Source organism: Aidingimonas lacisalsi (genome assembly GCF_008079445.1).
GTDB classification, from domain to species: Bacteria; Pseudomonadota; Gammaproteobacteria; order Pseudomonadales; family Halomonadaceae; genus Aidingimonas; species Aidingimonas lacisalsi.
Map to the genome: position 1 here is coordinate 373,111 of NZ_VRYH01000002.1, position 15,708 is coordinate 388,818.

Below are 15,708 nucleotides of genomic sequence, written 5' to 3' on the forward strand. Positions count from 1 at the left end.
TTGGTATTGGATCGTATACCTATCGCCCGACTATCGTCGAGTTATCGACTATGTAGGAGAGAAGCGAGCTTTGCAGAGCGATTTCCTGATCATCGGCGGTGGTGTTGTCGGTATGGCGGTGGCTTATGGGTTGGTGCGTGCCGGACAACGAGTCACAGTGCTCGATGAAAGTGACGATGCTTTTCGGGCATCACGTGGCAATGCGGGACTGACCTGGGTGCAGGGCAAAGGTATCGGCATGCCTCATTATGCCGAATTGAGCCTGGATGCCAGCCTGTCGTGGCCGGCCTTTGCTGCAGAGCTGGAAGCCCGTACGGAAATCGACATCGAGCATGAATGCCGAGGTGGTGTCGACCTCTGTTTCGATGCCCCGGAAGCCAAGGCGAGACAGCGCGATTACGCCGAACTCCAATCGTCTTCGCGTCATCTTGCGCAACATTTTCGCTGGGAGTATCTCGACCGACAGGCGTTGCAAACCTGCCTTCCCGGTTTGGGAAAGAGTATTCACGGAGGGACCTGGTCGCCCCATGATGGACACTGCAATCCATTGCATTTGCTGCGGGCGCTGCATGCCGCATGCCGGTCCCTGGGTATGGAGTATCATGCTGGCACCCCCGTCTTGTCGCTTTCTCCATGCCTGAACGGCTTTCGTGCCGCTACGCCTGATACCGAATTTCATGCCGAGCGAGTGATAGTCGCTGCGGGACTCGGTGCTCGTACTCTGGCACCGATGCTGGGATTGACCGGTACAGTGCGGCCCGTGCGGGGTCAAATGCTCGTGACCGAACGGATGCCGCGTGTCGAGCAATTACCGACCCCCCAGTTACGCCAGACAGCCACCGGAGGGTACCTGATCGGCGACACCCATGAAGAGGTTGGTTTTGATAAGGGTGTTTCTCTCGAGGTGATGTCCTTCCTGGCTGATCGGGCCGTGCGAATCTATCCCTTTCTACGTCAGGCCAGGCTGATAAGGGCCTGGGGAGCGCTGCGTATCATGACACCCGACGGTGCACCGCTCTACGAGGCGTCGTCTCGGTATCCCGGTGCCTACAACTTGAACTGTCACAGCGGCATCAGTCTGGCGGCTTTTCATGCCAATGAACTCGCGCGAGCGATAATCGATGATCGTCTCGAGGAACGTTGGTCAGCATTTTCAGGAGCCCGTTTCGATGTTCCAGCGCATCGCTGAATCTAGCGTGATAGATGGCGTCGATATCCAACTCGACGGAGAAATCTATCACATACCTGTCACATTGTCGGTCGCAGCGGCGGTGCTGTTTATCAAAGGGGATGAAGAGTATCGGCGTCATGTCGATGGTCATGCCAGAGCGCCTTTCTGTTTGATGGGGTGCTGCCATGAATGCCTGATCACCATCGACGGAGAACCCAACCGTCGGGGGTGTCTCGTCAGCGTGGCCGAGGGCATGAGTATCGAGCGTCAGTTGGAAGGAAGCCAAGACGATGGGTGAGTTGTGTCAAGCCGAGATTGCCATTATCGGTGCCGGCCCTGCGGGCATGGCTGCAGCGATTCGCCTGGCGCAGGCAGGCATACGTCCGGTGGTGTTCGATATGGGGAACGCTCCGGGAGGACAAATCTATCGACAACTCAATGCCCCCGTCATTGGCGAGACCTTGAGTGGAACGGATTACTATAGGGGGCGTCGCTTACTCCGTGATTTCTCTCGGGCCGATATCGATTATCGGCCGCGTAGCCAGGTCTGGTGGGGACAATGCGAATCTGACGGAGTGTCATTGGGCGTCGTTGATTCCGCAGGGGCGTCTCGTTGGCACGTGCATCGCCTGCTACTCGCGACCGGCTCCATGGAGCGGAGCTGGCCGTTCCCAGGATGGCAACTCCCGGGTTTGATGCAGGCTGGTGCCGCCCAGATATTATTCAAGGAAGGAGGGCTGGTGCCCGAAGCGTCGCCAGTTTTAGCCGGGTCGGGACCGTTGTTGTATTTACTGGCATGGCAGTACTGTCGTGCTGGATGTGCGCCACAGAGAATACTCGATACAACCCCAGCATCCCGCTATCGACTGCCATTGCGCTACCTGCGTGGTGCCTGGAAGGGGCGACATTATCTGATGAAGGGGAGCCGTATGATGTTGGCGTTGAAGCGCGCTGGCGTTCCCATTCACCACGGCGTTGAAGCGCTTGAGGCGACGGGAAGGAATCGGGTTGAGAGAGTGCATTATTACTGGCGCGGGCACTGGCACGACCAGGATACGTCACTGGTTCTGACACATTTTGGTGTCGTTCCTGAACCGCAGTTGGGGCGTGCTATCGGTATTCCATATGACTGGCACGAGGGACAACAAGGTTTCCTGCCCGTACGAAACGCGTCTTTGCAAGCGCGAGATCGAGTATGGATCGCTGGGGATGGCGGTGGCATCGGTGGTGCTCTCAATGCCGAGCGGGAAGGACGCCTTGCGGCACTCTCGATGCTGACGGTGTCAGCGAACGATGTAGCCGACCGGGAACGTGAGCGGCGACGACTGGAACATCGGCGTGCTACCGACCTGGCCGTGCGCCCCCTGCTGGAGGCAATGTTCCGATTGCCGTCACATTGGTTGTCTGAACAACCCGATACCACGCTCGTTTGCCGTTGCGAGAGCGTATCGCTCGGCGAACTGCGTCGAGCGATAGAGCAAGGCGCCGTAGGGCCCAATCAATTGAAAGCCTTTACTCGCTGTGGCATGGGGCCCTGTCAGGGGCGAGAGTGCGGTGAGAGCGTCACCCGGTTATTGAGCACCGTTCAGGCTCGGCCTCCCCAGGAGGTCGGTTACTACCAAGTTCGTCCTCCAGTACAAGCTTTGTCACTGGGGGAATTGGCTGCGATGGCAACTGACGCATAACGGCCTGCTTGATTACGACAACGATAAACGCTGGATTAATCGGGACGCCAACGTTCACATTTCTTCGACAACAAACGAATGAGGACTACAAGATGAGACCACTAGCGACGACTGTAACTCTCCTTTCCACCGTACTCATCAGCGGTGTTGGCCACGCCGATGATGAGCCTCTCCGGATCGGTGTCGATGTTCCCTACGAGCCTTATCAGTACAAGGAAGCCGATGGCACGATCCAGGGCTTCGAAGTAGAATTGGTCAATGCTGCATGCGAGCGTATGGCGCGTGAGTGCGAGTGGGTCGAACAGTCGTGGGATGGCATCATTCCTGGGCTTCAGGCACGCAAGTACGACATGATCGCTTCTGCCATGAACATTACGGATGAGCGTTCCCAACACGTTCTGTTCTCGGATCCCTACTATCAGGTACCTTCAGTATGGGTCGGGAAGCAAGGGGCCGATATCGATCTGGAAGGGGAACTGAGTGAGCGCGCCATCGGTGTTCAGCAGGGAACGATCCAGGATGAGTATGTTACCCAGTTCTACCCGGAAGCGGATTTGCGCCGTTATGGCAGTACTGCCGATGTCGTCAACGACATGCATGCCGGACGACTGGATTTGGTCTTCACTGCCTTTCCGTTGGCTCAGGAAAATTTTCTGAGTGAGGATGAATTCGAGCGGCAAGGGGAACTGGTAACCGGCCCGGAATCGATTTACGGACCGGGGATCGGAGCGGCGTTTCGCAAGCGTGATGACGACCTTGTAGAGGAGTTCAACGAGGCCATGACGGAGCTGAAGGAAGACGGCACCTTCGATTCACTGTATGACAGCTACTTCGATGAGTAACGTCACCCATTCCGTTTCATAATTGATTCAACAAATCCCGTACGGGGCGAGTCTCTAGGGTGTCGACGACGTGTCTGAGCGAATGGGCGTGAGCCTCCCCCAAGGCCGGGTCGGCGAGCGCATGAAACTTGGCGACGATGTCGTCGTCGCTGAGTGGATTGGTCGGGTTGCCGAGCGCTTCATGAGGCACGCTTTCGACGGTTATCCCGTCCTTCAAGTGCAGCCGTGCACTGGCCCAACGTTCTTGCGGTAAGCGGTCGTTGAAGGTGTCGTCTTCCTGGACGACGACGCGTTCGGCCAGTGCTTGAACGGTCGAGTCGTTCAATGCCTCGGTGATGCCATGAACGTCGACGGTACCGAACTGCACGGCACAGGCCACCGCCCAGGGCAGGCTGTATTGCGCCTGTTCGGTGGTCGTTGGCCGCACGGTGTGCAAGCGTTTGCCTTCGTGGAAGGTGATGATCTCGATACGTTCTGCCGGGGATCCAGGTCGCTGTCGACGAGTGAGAGCACCGCTTCGACGGCCGGTTGTGCCCAGCGGCATACCGGATAGGCCTTGAAGTACTGTTCGAACAGGTACCAGCGTTGACCGATATCTGACCGCAGCGACGCCCAGCGCATTCCAGGCACCGGAGAGGCAGCGTCAAGTGGGAGTCGGCTTCGTGCAGTGTCAGTGTGACCGGCCGCGGGCTGGGCCAGATCAGCGGCCAATAGGCCGTGGTCACTGACACACGGATCCGATGCCCGGGCGCAAAACGGTGACAGGCTTGGTTGAGCTTGATCGTGACGTCCACGGGGGTGTCAGTGGGAACGGCGCTGGGCGTTTCGTGGCTATCACGATGACAGAGGTTGAGCACCCAGTAGGAAACGCGTTGGGATACGCCGTCGGGGGAGACATCGCTCAGCCGTACGATCAGGTTCGCCTGCGGCTGGTCGACGCTGACTCGTACACGTAGCAACGGTCGACCGAGCATATCGTGAGCGACGTCCAACGGAGCGGTATCGAAGGTCAACGAGTGAGCGTCGTCACGGCGCTGATCGCCCGCGATTTCAGGACCACTGCAGTGGGGGATGTACTCACCGCACTGCAGGCCGTTGTCGCCAGCATGCCCGCCAGTCACTCCGAATATCGGGGTGCGACATGAATGAGAGCGACGAAGCCGCCCCAGCCGAAGTTTTCATTGAGGATGCTACCGCCTTTGTAACGCACATCGTCATGGTAACGGTCCACGGTGGCGCCCACGGCGATAATCGCTTTCAGGGGCGAGGGTTGGCGTGAGGCTACCTGTAGCGAATTGAACCCGTCCCAGGAGATACCCATCATGCCGATCCGTCCACTACACCAGGGTTGGGCTGCGATCCATCCGATGGCGGCAACCAGGTCATCTTGTTCGCTGGCCAGGTATTCGTCTGCCAATACGCCATCGGAATCACCACTGCCTCGCAGGTCGATGCGCAGTGCTGCATAGCCATGCCCGGCAAAATAGGGATGCATGCGTTCATCGTCGCTGCTGGTGGCATCGCGACGTCGGTAGGGGAGGCATTCGATGATGGCGGGCACCGGCAATGTCTCAGCGGACTCGGGCCGCCATAGACGGGCGGCGAGACGTGTGCCGTCGGGCAAGGGAATCCATAGCTCCGGAATATCGACAATGGCGTGGGGAAACGTATCGACTTCACGACTGTCGGGCTGAGCGCCACTGGGAAACATGGGAACTCCTCAACGCACACCGGGCGACGGTGATCCGTCGCCCGGAGAAGATGGCCGGAATGAAGTGATGGATCAGATCAGCCCCAGATCGGCATCAAGGGTCTTGGCCTGCCGGTAAGTCTCTTCGGCATTGGCCGGTTGTTCCTGATCGTGGAAGAGGATGACCGAATTGCCGGTATATTCCCAGCAGAGATCGACCTGCCCGTTTTCCTGGGCTTGGCGAAGCACACTGGTTCCCAAACCGTCGCGTTGATCGACAGTGTAGCCATTCTCCTCGAGGAGTTGGCTCGTCGCCGACGTCAGAATCAGATGTTTTGTATAGTTGAGCCCGCCGACCACGATGGGGTCGTTTTGTGCATGCGCAGCAAACTAGCAGTTATCGTCCTGTTTTTCATTTGCCGATCGATTTTATCGTGCCGTCAGGATAACGCACTGATGAACGGGAATTTATGAGGATCTGCAATGCCTGCGATAAACGCCCGGGCCGGGGCTGGCTGCCGGGGATCAGCCGGGTTCGGTGGCGGCTGTCGTCGCCACGTCATGACGGACTTGCCAGTCATGGGGAACGCCTCGTCGTAAATAGTCCAACAGGCTCAGGACCTTACGAGGCAGATGCCCAAAGGGGTAGAGCAGTGTCACGGGAAGCGGTGATGGTGCCCACCCCTCGAGGCAGCGCGTCAGGGTGCCTGGATGATGGGCCAGGCGCTGTTTCGCCATCCAATCGGGAATGATGCCGAGACCGCGTCCGCGAGCAATGGCATCGCTATGGAGCACATGCTGGTCGACATAAAGCCATGAGGAAGGCAGCGAAACGTGGCATTCCCCCTCATAAGGATGATAGAGAACCAGTCCCTTTTCAGTTTCGCCGAGCAGGTCGATCCAGTCATGATTGGCAAGTTCTCGGGGATGCAACGGAACGCCATGCTTCACGAGATAGTCCGGATGGGCATACACGCCGCGTGTCATGCGGCCCAGTGGCTCCTGACGCAAACCGCACTCGGGAGGGGTTCCCAGCCATAGACATAGCGATGTGTCTTCCGGCGACTGTGGCGGCGTCAGCTGGGTATGTACACGTAGCCGAACTCCCGGATACCGAGTTGTGAATCCTTCCATCTGACGCGCAAACCAGCTACGTGCCAGGGAGCTATGGACGTGCACGGCCAATTCACCGCTGACTTCCTCTTTGAGTTCATCCAGAGCCCGTTGCCCTTGTTCGCTCAAGCGCAGGATCTGCTGGCAATACGCCAGGAATAGCGTGCCGGCTTCCGTAGGGAGCAACCGGTTGGCTTGGCGACGCAGCAGTGGCTGGCCGAGCCGGTCTTCAAGCTGACTGATGCGTCGGCTGAGTGTCGATTTCACGACGCCTAACTGCCTGGCGCTTCCCGTCAGGCTGCCGGTTTCCATGACCGAGTTAAACGCGACCAATTCATCCAGATCATGCATGGCTTGCTAGGTGAACCGTTGTCAGTTGGCAAAGTTCAAGTATCACATATTCGGCATGGTGATGAAAATCATTTGCAGTAATGGTGTTGCAATTAGCGAAACACCGTGTAGCAGGACATGTGTCGTTGTGTATGGAAGAATCTAAATGAGAAAAATTAGCATTAATAATGCAGTCGGCGAATCGACAGCCGATCATCAAGGAGAACGATGTCATGTCCTATCAATCACGCAAAGCTGCGTTGGCGTTGGCCATTATCGGTGCCAGTAGTGGAACGGTGAACGCTCAGGAGACCGTACAGGCCGATCCTCAGAGTCTGGACGATGTCGTGGTGACGGCGTCCGGCTATGAGCAACAGCTCGTGAATGCTCCCGCTTCGATCAGCGTATTGAACCGCGAAGATCTCGAGAAGCGCCACTACAGTGATATCACCGATGCCCTTCGAAAGGTGCCGGGTGTCGTGATCACGGGGGGTGGCCGAGGCGATAACGGAGCGGATATCAGTATTCGTGGAATGCCGGCGCAATACACGCAGATTCTGGTTGACGGCAAGCCGCAAACGACGCGGGAGAGCCGTCCCAATGGTAGTGCCGGCTTCGAGCAGGATTGGCTACCGCCTCTACAAGCCATCAAGCGTATCGAGATCATACGGGGGCCGATGGCTACCTTGTACGGTTCGGATTCCATTGGTGGGGTGATCAACGTCATTACGCGCAAAGTCGCCGACGAATGGCATGGCAATATCCAGTTCGACACTATCGTTCAGGAAGACAGCCGGTCCGGTAATAGTCAGCAGAGCAATATTTACCTGAGCGGCCCCCTCAAGGAAGACTTGCTGGGGCTTCAGGTGTACGGGAAAGTGCAGAATCGCGAAGAGGATGAGATCGTCAATGGATATGAAGACAAGGGGCTGCGCAGCCTGACCGCGAAACTGTCATTGACCCCGAATGACGACCATGACTTCGTCTTCGAGGCGGGGGCATCAGAGCAAACGCGCGATTCCAACATGGGACGTTCGGCGCCCTCGGAAGGGTGCCGTGGTGGCTGTGAGGACTCCTACAGCGAGTACACTCGGGAGCATCAAGCGATCACGCATACCGGCCGTTGGAATATCGGCACCACGGAAACCTACGTACAGCGCGAAACCAGCGAGAACCGCTCGCGGGAAATGGAAATCACCAATACGATCGCCAAGACCAGCCTGGTCATGCCGTTGGGCGCGCATATGCTCACGGTGGGAGCGGATTACGAGAAGGAGGAACTCGATGACCGTACCTCCAACCGTATCTCCGACCGCACGGCAATCGACAATGCCAAATGGTCGGTCTTCGCCGAAGATGAATGGCTGCTCACCGAGGCGCTGTCACTGACGGGGGGTGTGCGTCTCGACGATGACGACAATTACGGCAGCCAGATCAGCCCCAGGCTTTACAGCGTCTGGAACATGACTCCGACATGGACGCTCAAGGGGGGTGTCTCCACGGGGTACCGTTCGCCCAATCTGCGCGAGATCACCCCTGACTGGGGGCAGGTGAGTCGAGGCGGCAATGTGTACGGCAACCCCGACCTTGAACCCGAGACATCGCTGAACAAGGAACTGGCGCTGTTGTATTCCACGCCCTCAGGAATGGAAGCCGGGATCACGCTATTCCATAACGATTTTGACGACAAGATCACGCGTGTCGAGTGTCCGATTTCTATCTGTACCGATGGGCCCAACCAGTTCGGAGCGGACCCCACGTATAGAATCAACGTCGATGAAGCGGTGACGCAAGGGGTGGAAGTCTCGCTATCCGCCCCATTGACGGACGACCTGGAGTTCTCGTCCAGCTATACCTACACCGATTCCGAGCAAAAGAGCGGGGAATATGAGGGCGAGCCGCTGACTCAGTTGCCCAAGCATCTGCTCACCGCTTCATTGGATTGGGAAGCGACGGAACGGTTAACGCCCTGGGCCCGCGTGACCTATCGAGGCAAGGAGAGCCAGCCAACCACGGGACCGTCTCAGAGCGAGTTAGTGGCGCCTTCCTATACCTTCTTCGATGCCGGTCTCGGCTATCAGCTCAATGATCGTACTCAGATCAATACTGGGGTCTATAACGTGTTCGATGAAAACGTAACTTATGACGAATACGGCGTTGTCGAGGATGGACGCCGTTACTGGCTAGGGGTGAATGTCGATTTTTAAGACCGATGTTGCCGATTTTCGAACATATCGTTGTCGAGGATCGGCATGCTAGTGCGGTTGATAGTCATTATTATCCTTCTTACTGACGCGTGGACTTGGAAATAACATGCAACGAATCTCCAACATCATGAATGTCTTCTGTCGATGCGTGAGCATCGGTGCTCTGATGACCCTGCTGATCTCATCGGCCCAGGCAAGAACCCTGGATACCGCCTTCGGCGATGTGGAAATCGAGGGTGAGCCGCAACGAGTCGTGACGTTGTACGAAGGGGCCCTTGATGTCGCGATGACAGCGGGTGTGACACCGGTGGCCGCTATCATGACGCGTGGCGGGGAGGGCGTGGCCCGTTACCTCAAGGATCGAGTCGGCGATATTGCCATCGTCGGGACGGCCAGAGAGACCAATATCGAAGCCGTCGTAGCTCAGTCGCCCGATGTCATTCTTGCATCACCGCGATTGTCGCGTGAACAGTACGCTCTGCTTGCCGATATCGCACCGACCGTCGTTCCCCGAACCGAGGGGTTCAGCCCGGATGCCTGGAAGGGGGAGGCCCGTCTCTTTGGCCGAGCATTGGGCCACGAAACTGAAGTGGATGTAGCGATCGAGGAGATAGAACGGCGTGCGGAAGATCTGGCCGAGTCGCTTCAAGATAATGGCCAACCCCTAGGTGCCCACTTGGTGCGCTGGATGCCTCAGGGGCCGCTGGTCATGTCCGATCAACTGTTCTCTACCGGCCTTCTGGCGGCAACCGGCTTTGATGTCGACGATGGGGGATTGGTGCCTGAAGGACGTCCCCATAGTGACCCATTGAGTCTGGAGAACCTGGCGCAGGTCGATAATGACTGGCTGTTCATGGCGACCCTCAATGAGGATGGTGATGACGCCTTGGCATCTGCGCGTGAGTCCAAGGCTTTCGGGCGACTATCGGCTGTCGAACAGGACAGGGTCGTGCCGGTCGATGGCCAACTCTGGACCAGCGCTTCGGGGCCGATGGCGGCATCGGCGATTCTCGATGATATCGAGGCGAACGTGCTGTCTTCGCAATAATGCCGATGCTTGCCGCTACTACCCCCTCATTGCGGCATTTCCCCGGGATGGGGGGGCTGCTGTCGTTACTGGTGCTGACATGCCTGGCTAGCTTGCTGGTAGGTGCCGGGCCGGTATCTCCCCGTGACGCCATCACTGTCCTGGTGGGCGGCGGCAGTGAGGAAGCCCGGTTCACGGTGACGGCACTGCGATTGCCTCGCACGCTCATCGGTTTGGTGGTGGGCGTATCACTGGGCGTGTCGGGGGCCTTATTGCAGGCGATAACACGTAATCCGCTGGCCGAACCGGGTTTGTTGGGGGTGACTGCCGGTAGTGCCTTCGCCGTGGCGGTCATGCTGGTTTTGGGGGCCAGTGCGGCCACATTGCGAGTGCCCGTGGCCCAATTGGGCGCCTTGGGGGGCTGCCTGTGCGTAATGAATGTGGTGCGACTGCGCGGCGTCGGTTCCGACCCGGTACGGCTGGTGCTTGCCGGTGCGGCATTGTCGAGTCTGTTGGCGGCATTGACGTCATTGATCCTGCTGATGGATCAACGGGCGGCCGATGAAATCCGCTTCTGGGTCGTCGGTAGCCTGTCCGGTCGGCGACTCGCCGATTTGATACCGGTCATCCCGAGTCTTCTCGTGGCGGGTCTTTTGACCGTGACAATGGCACGACCGTTGGCGTCTCTGGCCTTGGGGGAACGGGTTGCCAAGGGGCTTGGTCACCATCCCGGTCTCGTACGCTTGTCGATCATATTGATCGTGGCACTACTCGTGGGAGGGGCAACCGCCATCGCTGGCCCGGTTGCGTTCGTCGGGCTGGTGGTTCCCTTTGCCGCCAGGGCCATCGCTGGGCCGGACATTCGTCGAACCCTCTGGTTCTGCCTGCCGTTGGGCCCCCTGATGGTGCTGGTGGCGGATATCGTGGCCCGCATCGTCGTCGCACCGTCCGAACTTCCCTTGGGCGTTTTGACGGCACTTTGCGGTGCTCCTGTGCTCGTCGCCGTGGTCAGGGCACGGCGCTTGCCGATGCTGTAGTTTGATGAGGCGTCTCATGTCGTGGATCGCCGTTGGCGGTGAAAAGAATAAGGTCGGGCACGTACCGATCTCGGAGAACCTCAGCGATGTGCAGCGATCAGGTGTATTCGCTCCGCCGGGTCATTGGCGTCTTGGCTGGTACTGGGCTGGTAGGCGAAGAGAAGCGAGCATATTGATCGATCGCCGAGCCTTCCTGGCCAATGTCGGGTTAGGGGTAGCGCTCATCCTGACATCGCTGATTTATCTGTGTACCGGAACCGTTGCTATCGCTCCGGCGTCTACGCTGCGTGCCCTGTTCTCGGAGGCTGAGCCGACAGTAGCGTTCGTCGTCAACGATCTACGGTTGCCTCGCATGTTGGCAGCGTGGCTGACGGGAGCGGCGTTTGCAGTCGCGGGGTGCCTGATGCAAACGCTGGCGCGCAACCGTCTGGCGACACCAGGAATCATCGGCATCGACAATGGGGCCACTGCCTTTGCGGTGGCCTCTGTCGTGGGGCTTGGCGTCAGTCTCGCGCCACCGGCAATGGCCCTGACGGGAGCGGCAACAGCGACCGCTCTGACCTTTGGGCTGGCCGGTGGCGGCGGTACACGCGGATACCGTTTCATCGTGGCCGGCATTGGGGTCGGGGCGGTATTCGGGGCCGCGACGCAATTACTGATGGCCCGCGTTGCCATCGATGTCGCCAATGCCGCTTATCCCTGGACCGTGGGGACTCTCAATGCACGGCCGACGGGGACCATGACCGTGCTGGCTATAGGCCTGGGTATAGGTGTGGTGCTGTCACTGAGACTCTCGCGTGCGCTATCGACGATGCGCTTTTCCGAGGCGATAGCGCAGGGTCTGGGTATCTCACTCAGGCGCTCGCGTTTACAGGCGTTGAGTCTGGCAGTATCGCTGACGGCGTTGGCGGTTGCGGTGGCCGGCCCGGTCGGTATGGTCGGTTTGATAGGTCCGGAAATCGCCCGTCACCTATCTTCACCGCGTGGCGTGCCCGTGATTGGATCGGCATTGGCCGGGGCGTTGGTCATGACGGTGTCGGATGGGGTCGGACGCTTGCTGCTGTCACCGATCGAGTTGCCCGTGGGGATCGTGACGGCCATCGTCGGGGGTCCTTATCTATTATGGATACTATTGCGACAAGGTGGGAGCGGTAACGTATGACGACAGACTTTCCCGCTGCGACTCTCGAGGCTCATCAGTTATGGTTGGCTTACCAGCGAACATCGGTGATCGAGGGGCTCGATCTGGTACTGCCGGCTGGTCGGGTTACGGCCATCGTGGGGCCCAATGGATGTGGCAAGTCGACCCTGCTGGCTGGATTGGCACGTCTCCATTCGCCGAGTGGTGGATGTGTGTTACTGGATGGCGATGACATTCAGCGGTTGCCTTCGCGCACTCTGGCCCGACGACTGGCGTTGCTGCCTCAACAAGCTCAGGCACCGGAAGGGCTGACAGTAGCGGAACTGATCCGTTTTGGCCGTCAGCCTCATCAGGGGTGGCTGAGACAGTGGTCGGCTGACGACCAGCAAGTGGTCCATGATGCCCTGAGAGCTGCCGGGTTACAGGCATTGGCCGATCGTCCACTGGATACCCTGTCGGGGGGCCAACGTCAGCGTGCCTGGATCGCCATGACCATCGCGCAGCAAACGTCGCTGTTATTGCTGGACGAACCCACCTCAGCTCTGGATCTGGGACACCAGATCGAAGTGTTCGAACTGATTCGGCACTTGGCCGATACTGGACGCAGCATCGTTACGGTGTTACACGATTTACCGAGTGCGTGTCGTTATGCCGATCACCTGATTGCCATGCTTGATGGTCGTATCGTTGCGTCTGGTGAGCCATCCACCGTCGTGACTCCGGCGCTGGTGCGCCAACTTTACGGTGTCGAATGTCGACTGTTACCCGACCCGGACACGGGCAGTCTGCTGTTCGCCGATATGCGGCTCGCCGCTGACACCGAATAGCGGCATCACACTGGCCTCAAGCGGTCTAGCTCCTGTCGGTCCATATTGCCCCCTGTGATCACGACGACGATATCGCCCGTCGGCGGTAGTTCCACCATGCCTTCCAGCAAGCTGGCCACGCCGACGGCGGCACCTGGTTCGGCATAAAGCTTGGTGTGTTGTATCAGGTGATGGATAGCGCGCTGAATCGCCTCATCGTTGACGGCGATCAGATCATCGGTCACTTGGCGACAGAGATGATAGGTATGCTCGCCGACCACGGCGGCTGCCAAGCTCTTGGCACAGGTATCGATTCTATCCAGATGCTTGGGACCTCCTAGTGCCCAGGCATACGCCATGCTGGCGGCACCTGCCGGTTCGACGCCGAACAGTTTCAGTTCGGGCTGTAGCGCAGACGTTGCAATGCCAATGCCCGATATCAATCCTCCACCGCCTATCGGACAGAGAATCGCTGAGGTTTCGGGAGCCTGTTCGAGAATCTCCAGACCAACCGTGCCTTGGCCGGCGATGATGCGAAGGTCATCATAGGGATGGACCAGGGTCAGGCCGCGCTGGTCGATCAACTCATGCATCAGGGTCCAGGCATCATTGATGTCGCCATGCAGGATCACCTCGGCTCCCAGCGCGCGGCTACCGTCCACCTTGAACGGGCTGGCGTTGTCGGGCATGACGATAGTGACGGGAACATCAGCCTCTCGTGCAGCCCACGCAAGGCCCAAGGCATGATTGCCGGCCGATACGGCCCCGAGACCACCGGCAAGTTCGTCCCAATTGGCGGAGCGTATCCAGTTGATCCCGCCCCGTGGTTTGAACGACCCGGTACGCTGAAACAGTTCCCCTTTGAGCCAGACTCGTCGACCAAGCCGTTCCGACAGCACATGATCCATGATCAAAGGCGTCGACGTCAGGGTATCGCTGATGGTTTCGCGAGCGCTCTGGACCGTCTCGATAGTGATCATGGCTGAGCTCCAGAATAGCTGGTGACACCAGAATCGGGCATGTTTCATATAGCTAAACAATGGCGTTCGCTGGAATCAAGGCCTGCGATCAGGTACGCAAGGAAACCGGCCAGCCCATGTGACAGGTCGCCACGATGACGATGTATCGGTCGCTCTCCACCGAGGTTCATTGGAAAGAAAGGCAAAAAGATGTTGCACTGCACAAAAGTCTTTGCTATGTTGCACTGCAACGAAGGTTAAAACGCCTTCGCCGATAACATCCCAACGGAGGTGTGCCATGAGTAACGCAACTATCGATCAAGCAACACAACAGTTCGAGTCTCTGTTTTTCGGCCCGGCTCGCGCCTACGCAGCGCTGACCATCGATTACACCGAGAAGCTGTTGAGCGCTCAATATGAAGCAGCCAAAGCGTATTCCGACATTGGACTGGGCCAGGCACGTGCCGCCCTCGATGTCAAGGATGCCGAAAGCCTGCGGTCCTATGTCGAAGAGCAGCAGAAAGTCGCCAAAGACGTGGGCGAACGCCTGAAGTCCGATACCGAGAAAGTCGTCGCCATGAATCAGGACTTCGTACAGCAAGGTCAGAAATTGACTGAAGACAATGTCAAGACGGCTTCCAAGAGCGCGTCGAAAGCTACCAAGTAATCGGTACCGGTAGTTATACGAATCGAACCGCCGCCCTTCGGGGCGGCAGTGTCGTTATAGGCCCCCTGCCTGATACAACGCAATACTCCAATCGGTGGCCCAGCCTGCCAGTATCGAGCCGATGACCGCGAAGCCGGTATAGACGACAAAAATCCGACGACTGACCAGGCTCCAGACGGCGACGGCAGCGTACAAGCTGATCGAGGCACCGGCGATCAGCAGCCCCATGGCGGCGCCATATGACATCCCCAGATCGATCATTCCCCTGACTAAAGGCAGTGCGGCATAACCTTCGAGGTAGAGCGGCGCGCCGATCAGTACCGCCAGCGGCACGGACCAGGGGCTATCATGTCCGAGCATCGATGTGATGACGGATGCGGGCAGATAGTGTTGCATGAGAGCCTCCAGGCTAAGTGCGAGCAGCATCCATCTCAGGATGAGCCAGAAGGTCGATATGCTCTCTTGCCAGAAGCGTGTCCGTTCATACGAACCGTGCCGACAGGCGTCATTGGCGCCGACGTCGGTGGGGGAAGCAAAAGAGAGGGGCAGGCCAGACGTTACTGCCCCGGCGAGTATTCCCATCAGAAACGCCGCCACCACCATCCCCATGGCAAATGGCCACCCCAGAAAGCCGATCGTCAAAGTGAACATGCCAGGGTCTGTAATAGGCGAGGATAACCAGAATGCCATGGCTGCTGCCAGCGGTACCCCATGACGCAGTAGCGCAGCTACTAGGGGAACCATGGCAATGCCGCACACGGGGGTGACAGCGCCTGCAAGGCTGGCGACGACGATCGCGGTGATTGGGCGCTGCCGTAGCCAAATGGCAATGTGTTCCGACCGATATGATGTTCCCATCCAACCTGCCAGTCCGGCAGCAATGGCGATCAATGGCATCAGCATGAGCACATCAGCCACAACCGTACGGGCAAAAGCCGTGTCACCTTGCAGCCAGCAGCCCGTCAGTAGTGTGGCGCCAGCCAGCCACCAGATTCTGGAAAGGGTCAGAATCGTTCTCATGAGTTGTCGCCTC

General features: G+C 58.4%; 17 protein-coding genes and 1 pseudogene. 11 read left to right on the forward strand and 7 right to left on the reverse strand.

Going from position 1 to position 15,708, the window contains the following annotated elements:
• Window positions 1-70 precede the first annotated feature (70 nt).
• The 4 genes from FVV99_RS04960 (at window position 71) to FVV99_RS04975 (ending at window position 3,698) form a co-directional block, all read left to right on the forward strand.
• Window positions 71-1,189, forward strand: a complete 1,119-nt coding sequence (locus FVV99_RS04960) for an NAD(P)/FAD-dependent oxidoreductase (protein ID WP_148252924.1) — start codon at window positions 71-73, stop codon at window positions 1,187-1,189.
• Window positions 1,170-1,469, forward strand: coding sequence for a (2Fe-2S)-binding protein (locus FVV99_RS04965; protein ID WP_148252925.1), 300 nt, complete (start codon window positions 1,170-1,172; stop codon window positions 1,467-1,469). The genes FVV99_RS04960 and FVV99_RS04965 overlap by 20 nt, the downstream gene beginning before the upstream one ends.
• A complete protein-coding gene (locus FVV99_RS04970; RefSeq protein WP_148252926.1) occupies window positions 1,462-2,856 on the forward strand; it encodes an FAD/NAD(P)-dependent oxidoreductase in 1,395 nt (464 codons plus the stop codon). Before FVV99_RS04965 ends, FVV99_RS04970 begins: the two co-directional genes overlap by 8 nt.
• A 92-nt stretch (window positions 2,857-2,948) precedes the next feature.
• Window positions 2,949-3,698 carry a transporter substrate-binding domain-containing protein gene (locus FVV99_RS04975; protein WP_148252927.1) on the forward strand — a complete coding sequence of 250 codons (750 nt, stop codon included), beginning with the start codon at window positions 2,949-2,951 and terminating at the stop codon, window positions 3,696-3,698.
• Between the two features lie 16 nt (window positions 3,699-3,714).
• Here FVV99_RS04975 and FVV99_RS04980 read toward each other — a convergent pair whose 3' ends face one another.
• Both FVV99_RS04980 and FVV99_RS19040 read right to left on the reverse strand, forming a co-directional pair.
• The gene (locus FVV99_RS04980) at window positions 3,715-4,242 is read right to left on the reverse strand and encodes an MmgE/PrpD family protein (RefSeq protein ID WP_236645300.1); all 528 of its coding nucleotides are present in this window, start codon (window positions 4,240-4,242) and stop codon (window positions 3,715-3,717) included.
• 166 nt (window positions 4,243-4,408) lie between these two features.
• A pseudogene (locus FVV99_RS19040) lies at window positions 4,409-4,711 on the reverse strand (CocE/NonD family hydrolase C-terminal non-catalytic domain-containing protein); the annotation flags it as partial.
• Between FVV99_RS19040 and FVV99_RS18745 the strand changes: the two are divergent.
• Window positions 4,676-4,843 carry a hypothetical protein gene (locus FVV99_RS18745; RefSeq protein ID WP_236645301.1) on the forward strand — a complete coding sequence of 56 codons (168 nt, stop codon included), beginning with the start codon at window positions 4,676-4,678 and terminating at the stop codon, window positions 4,841-4,843. The pseudogene FVV99_RS19040 and the gene FVV99_RS18745 sit on opposite strands and share 36 nt — an antisense overlap.
• On the opposite strand, the gene FVV99_RS04990 is transcribed toward FVV99_RS18745, so the two are convergent.
• The 3 genes from FVV99_RS04990 to FVV99_RS05000 form a co-directional block, all read right to left on the reverse strand.
• Entirely contained in the window at window positions 4,816-5,409 is a 594-nt protein-coding gene (locus FVV99_RS04990) for a CocE/NonD family hydrolase (RefSeq protein WP_148252928.1), read from the reverse strand. The genes FVV99_RS18745 and FVV99_RS04990 overlap by 28 nt on opposite strands.
• Before the next feature lie 72 nt (window positions 5,410-5,481).
• On the reverse strand, window positions 5,482-5,748 hold the full coding sequence (locus FVV99_RS04995) for a glycine betaine ABC transporter substrate-binding protein (RefSeq protein WP_236645302.1): 267 nt from the start codon (window positions 5,746-5,748) through the stop codon (window positions 5,482-5,484).
• Window positions 5,749-5,913: 165 nt separating this feature from the next.
• On the reverse strand, window positions 5,914-6,852 hold the full coding sequence (locus tag FVV99_RS05000; RefSeq protein ID WP_148252929.1) for a LysR family transcriptional regulator: 939 nt from the start codon (window positions 6,850-6,852) through the stop codon (window positions 5,914-5,916).
• A gap of 212 nt (window positions 6,853-7,064) precedes the next feature.
• Between FVV99_RS05000 and FVV99_RS05005 the strand changes: the two genes are divergently transcribed.
• The 5 genes from FVV99_RS05005 to FVV99_RS05025 all read left to right on the forward strand — a co-directional run bounded on the left by FVV99_RS05005 (window position 7,065) and on the right by FVV99_RS05025 (window position 13,070).
• On the forward strand, window positions 7,065-9,038 hold the full coding sequence (locus FVV99_RS05005) for a ligand-gated channel protein (RefSeq protein WP_148252930.1): 1,974 nt from the start codon (window positions 7,065-7,067) through the stop codon (window positions 9,036-9,038).
• Window positions 9,039-9,144: 106 nt separating this feature from the next.
• Window positions 9,145-10,086 carry an ABC transporter substrate-binding protein gene (locus FVV99_RS05010; RefSeq protein WP_330859648.1) on the forward strand — a complete coding sequence of 314 codons (942 nt, stop codon included), beginning with the start codon at window positions 9,145-9,147 and terminating at the stop codon, window positions 10,084-10,086.
• 47 nt (window positions 10,087-10,133) lie between these two features.
• Window positions 10,134-11,102, forward strand: a complete 969-nt coding sequence (locus FVV99_RS05015) for a FecCD family ABC transporter permease (protein ID WP_148253188.1) — start codon at window positions 10,134-10,136, stop codon at window positions 11,100-11,102.
• Between the two features lie 16 nt (window positions 11,103-11,118).
• Window positions 11,119-12,264, forward strand: a complete 1,146-nt coding sequence (locus FVV99_RS05020; RefSeq protein ID WP_148252931.1) for a FecCD family ABC transporter permease — start codon at window positions 11,119-11,121, stop codon at window positions 12,262-12,264.
• Entirely contained in the window at window positions 12,261-13,070 is an 810-nt protein-coding gene (locus FVV99_RS05025; RefSeq protein WP_148252932.1) for an ABC transporter ATP-binding protein, read from the forward strand. The genes FVV99_RS05020 and FVV99_RS05025 overlap by 4 nt, the downstream gene beginning before the upstream one ends.
• Window positions 13,071-13,075: 5 nt before the next feature.
• Here FVV99_RS05025 and FVV99_RS05030 read toward each other — a convergent pair whose 3' ends face one another.
• Window positions 13,076-14,029: a threonine ammonia-lyase gene (locus FVV99_RS05030; protein ID WP_148252933.1), complete on the reverse strand. Its 954-nt coding sequence runs from the start codon at window positions 14,027-14,029 to the stop codon at window positions 13,076-13,078.
• Window positions 14,030-14,306: 277 nt separating this feature from the next.
• Between FVV99_RS05030 and FVV99_RS05035 the strand changes: the two genes are divergently transcribed.
• On the forward strand, window positions 14,307-14,675 hold the full coding sequence (locus FVV99_RS05035; RefSeq protein WP_148252934.1) for a phasin family protein: 369 nt from the start codon (window positions 14,307-14,309) through the stop codon (window positions 14,673-14,675).
• A 54-nt stretch (window positions 14,676-14,729) separates the two neighbouring features.
• Here FVV99_RS05035 and FVV99_RS05040 read toward each other — a convergent pair whose 3' ends face one another.
• Window positions 14,730-15,695: a permease gene (locus tag FVV99_RS05040; protein WP_148252935.1), complete on the reverse strand. Its 966-nt coding sequence runs from the start codon at window positions 15,693-15,695 to the stop codon at window positions 14,730-14,732.
• Window positions 15,696-15,708: the final 13 nt, after the last annotated feature.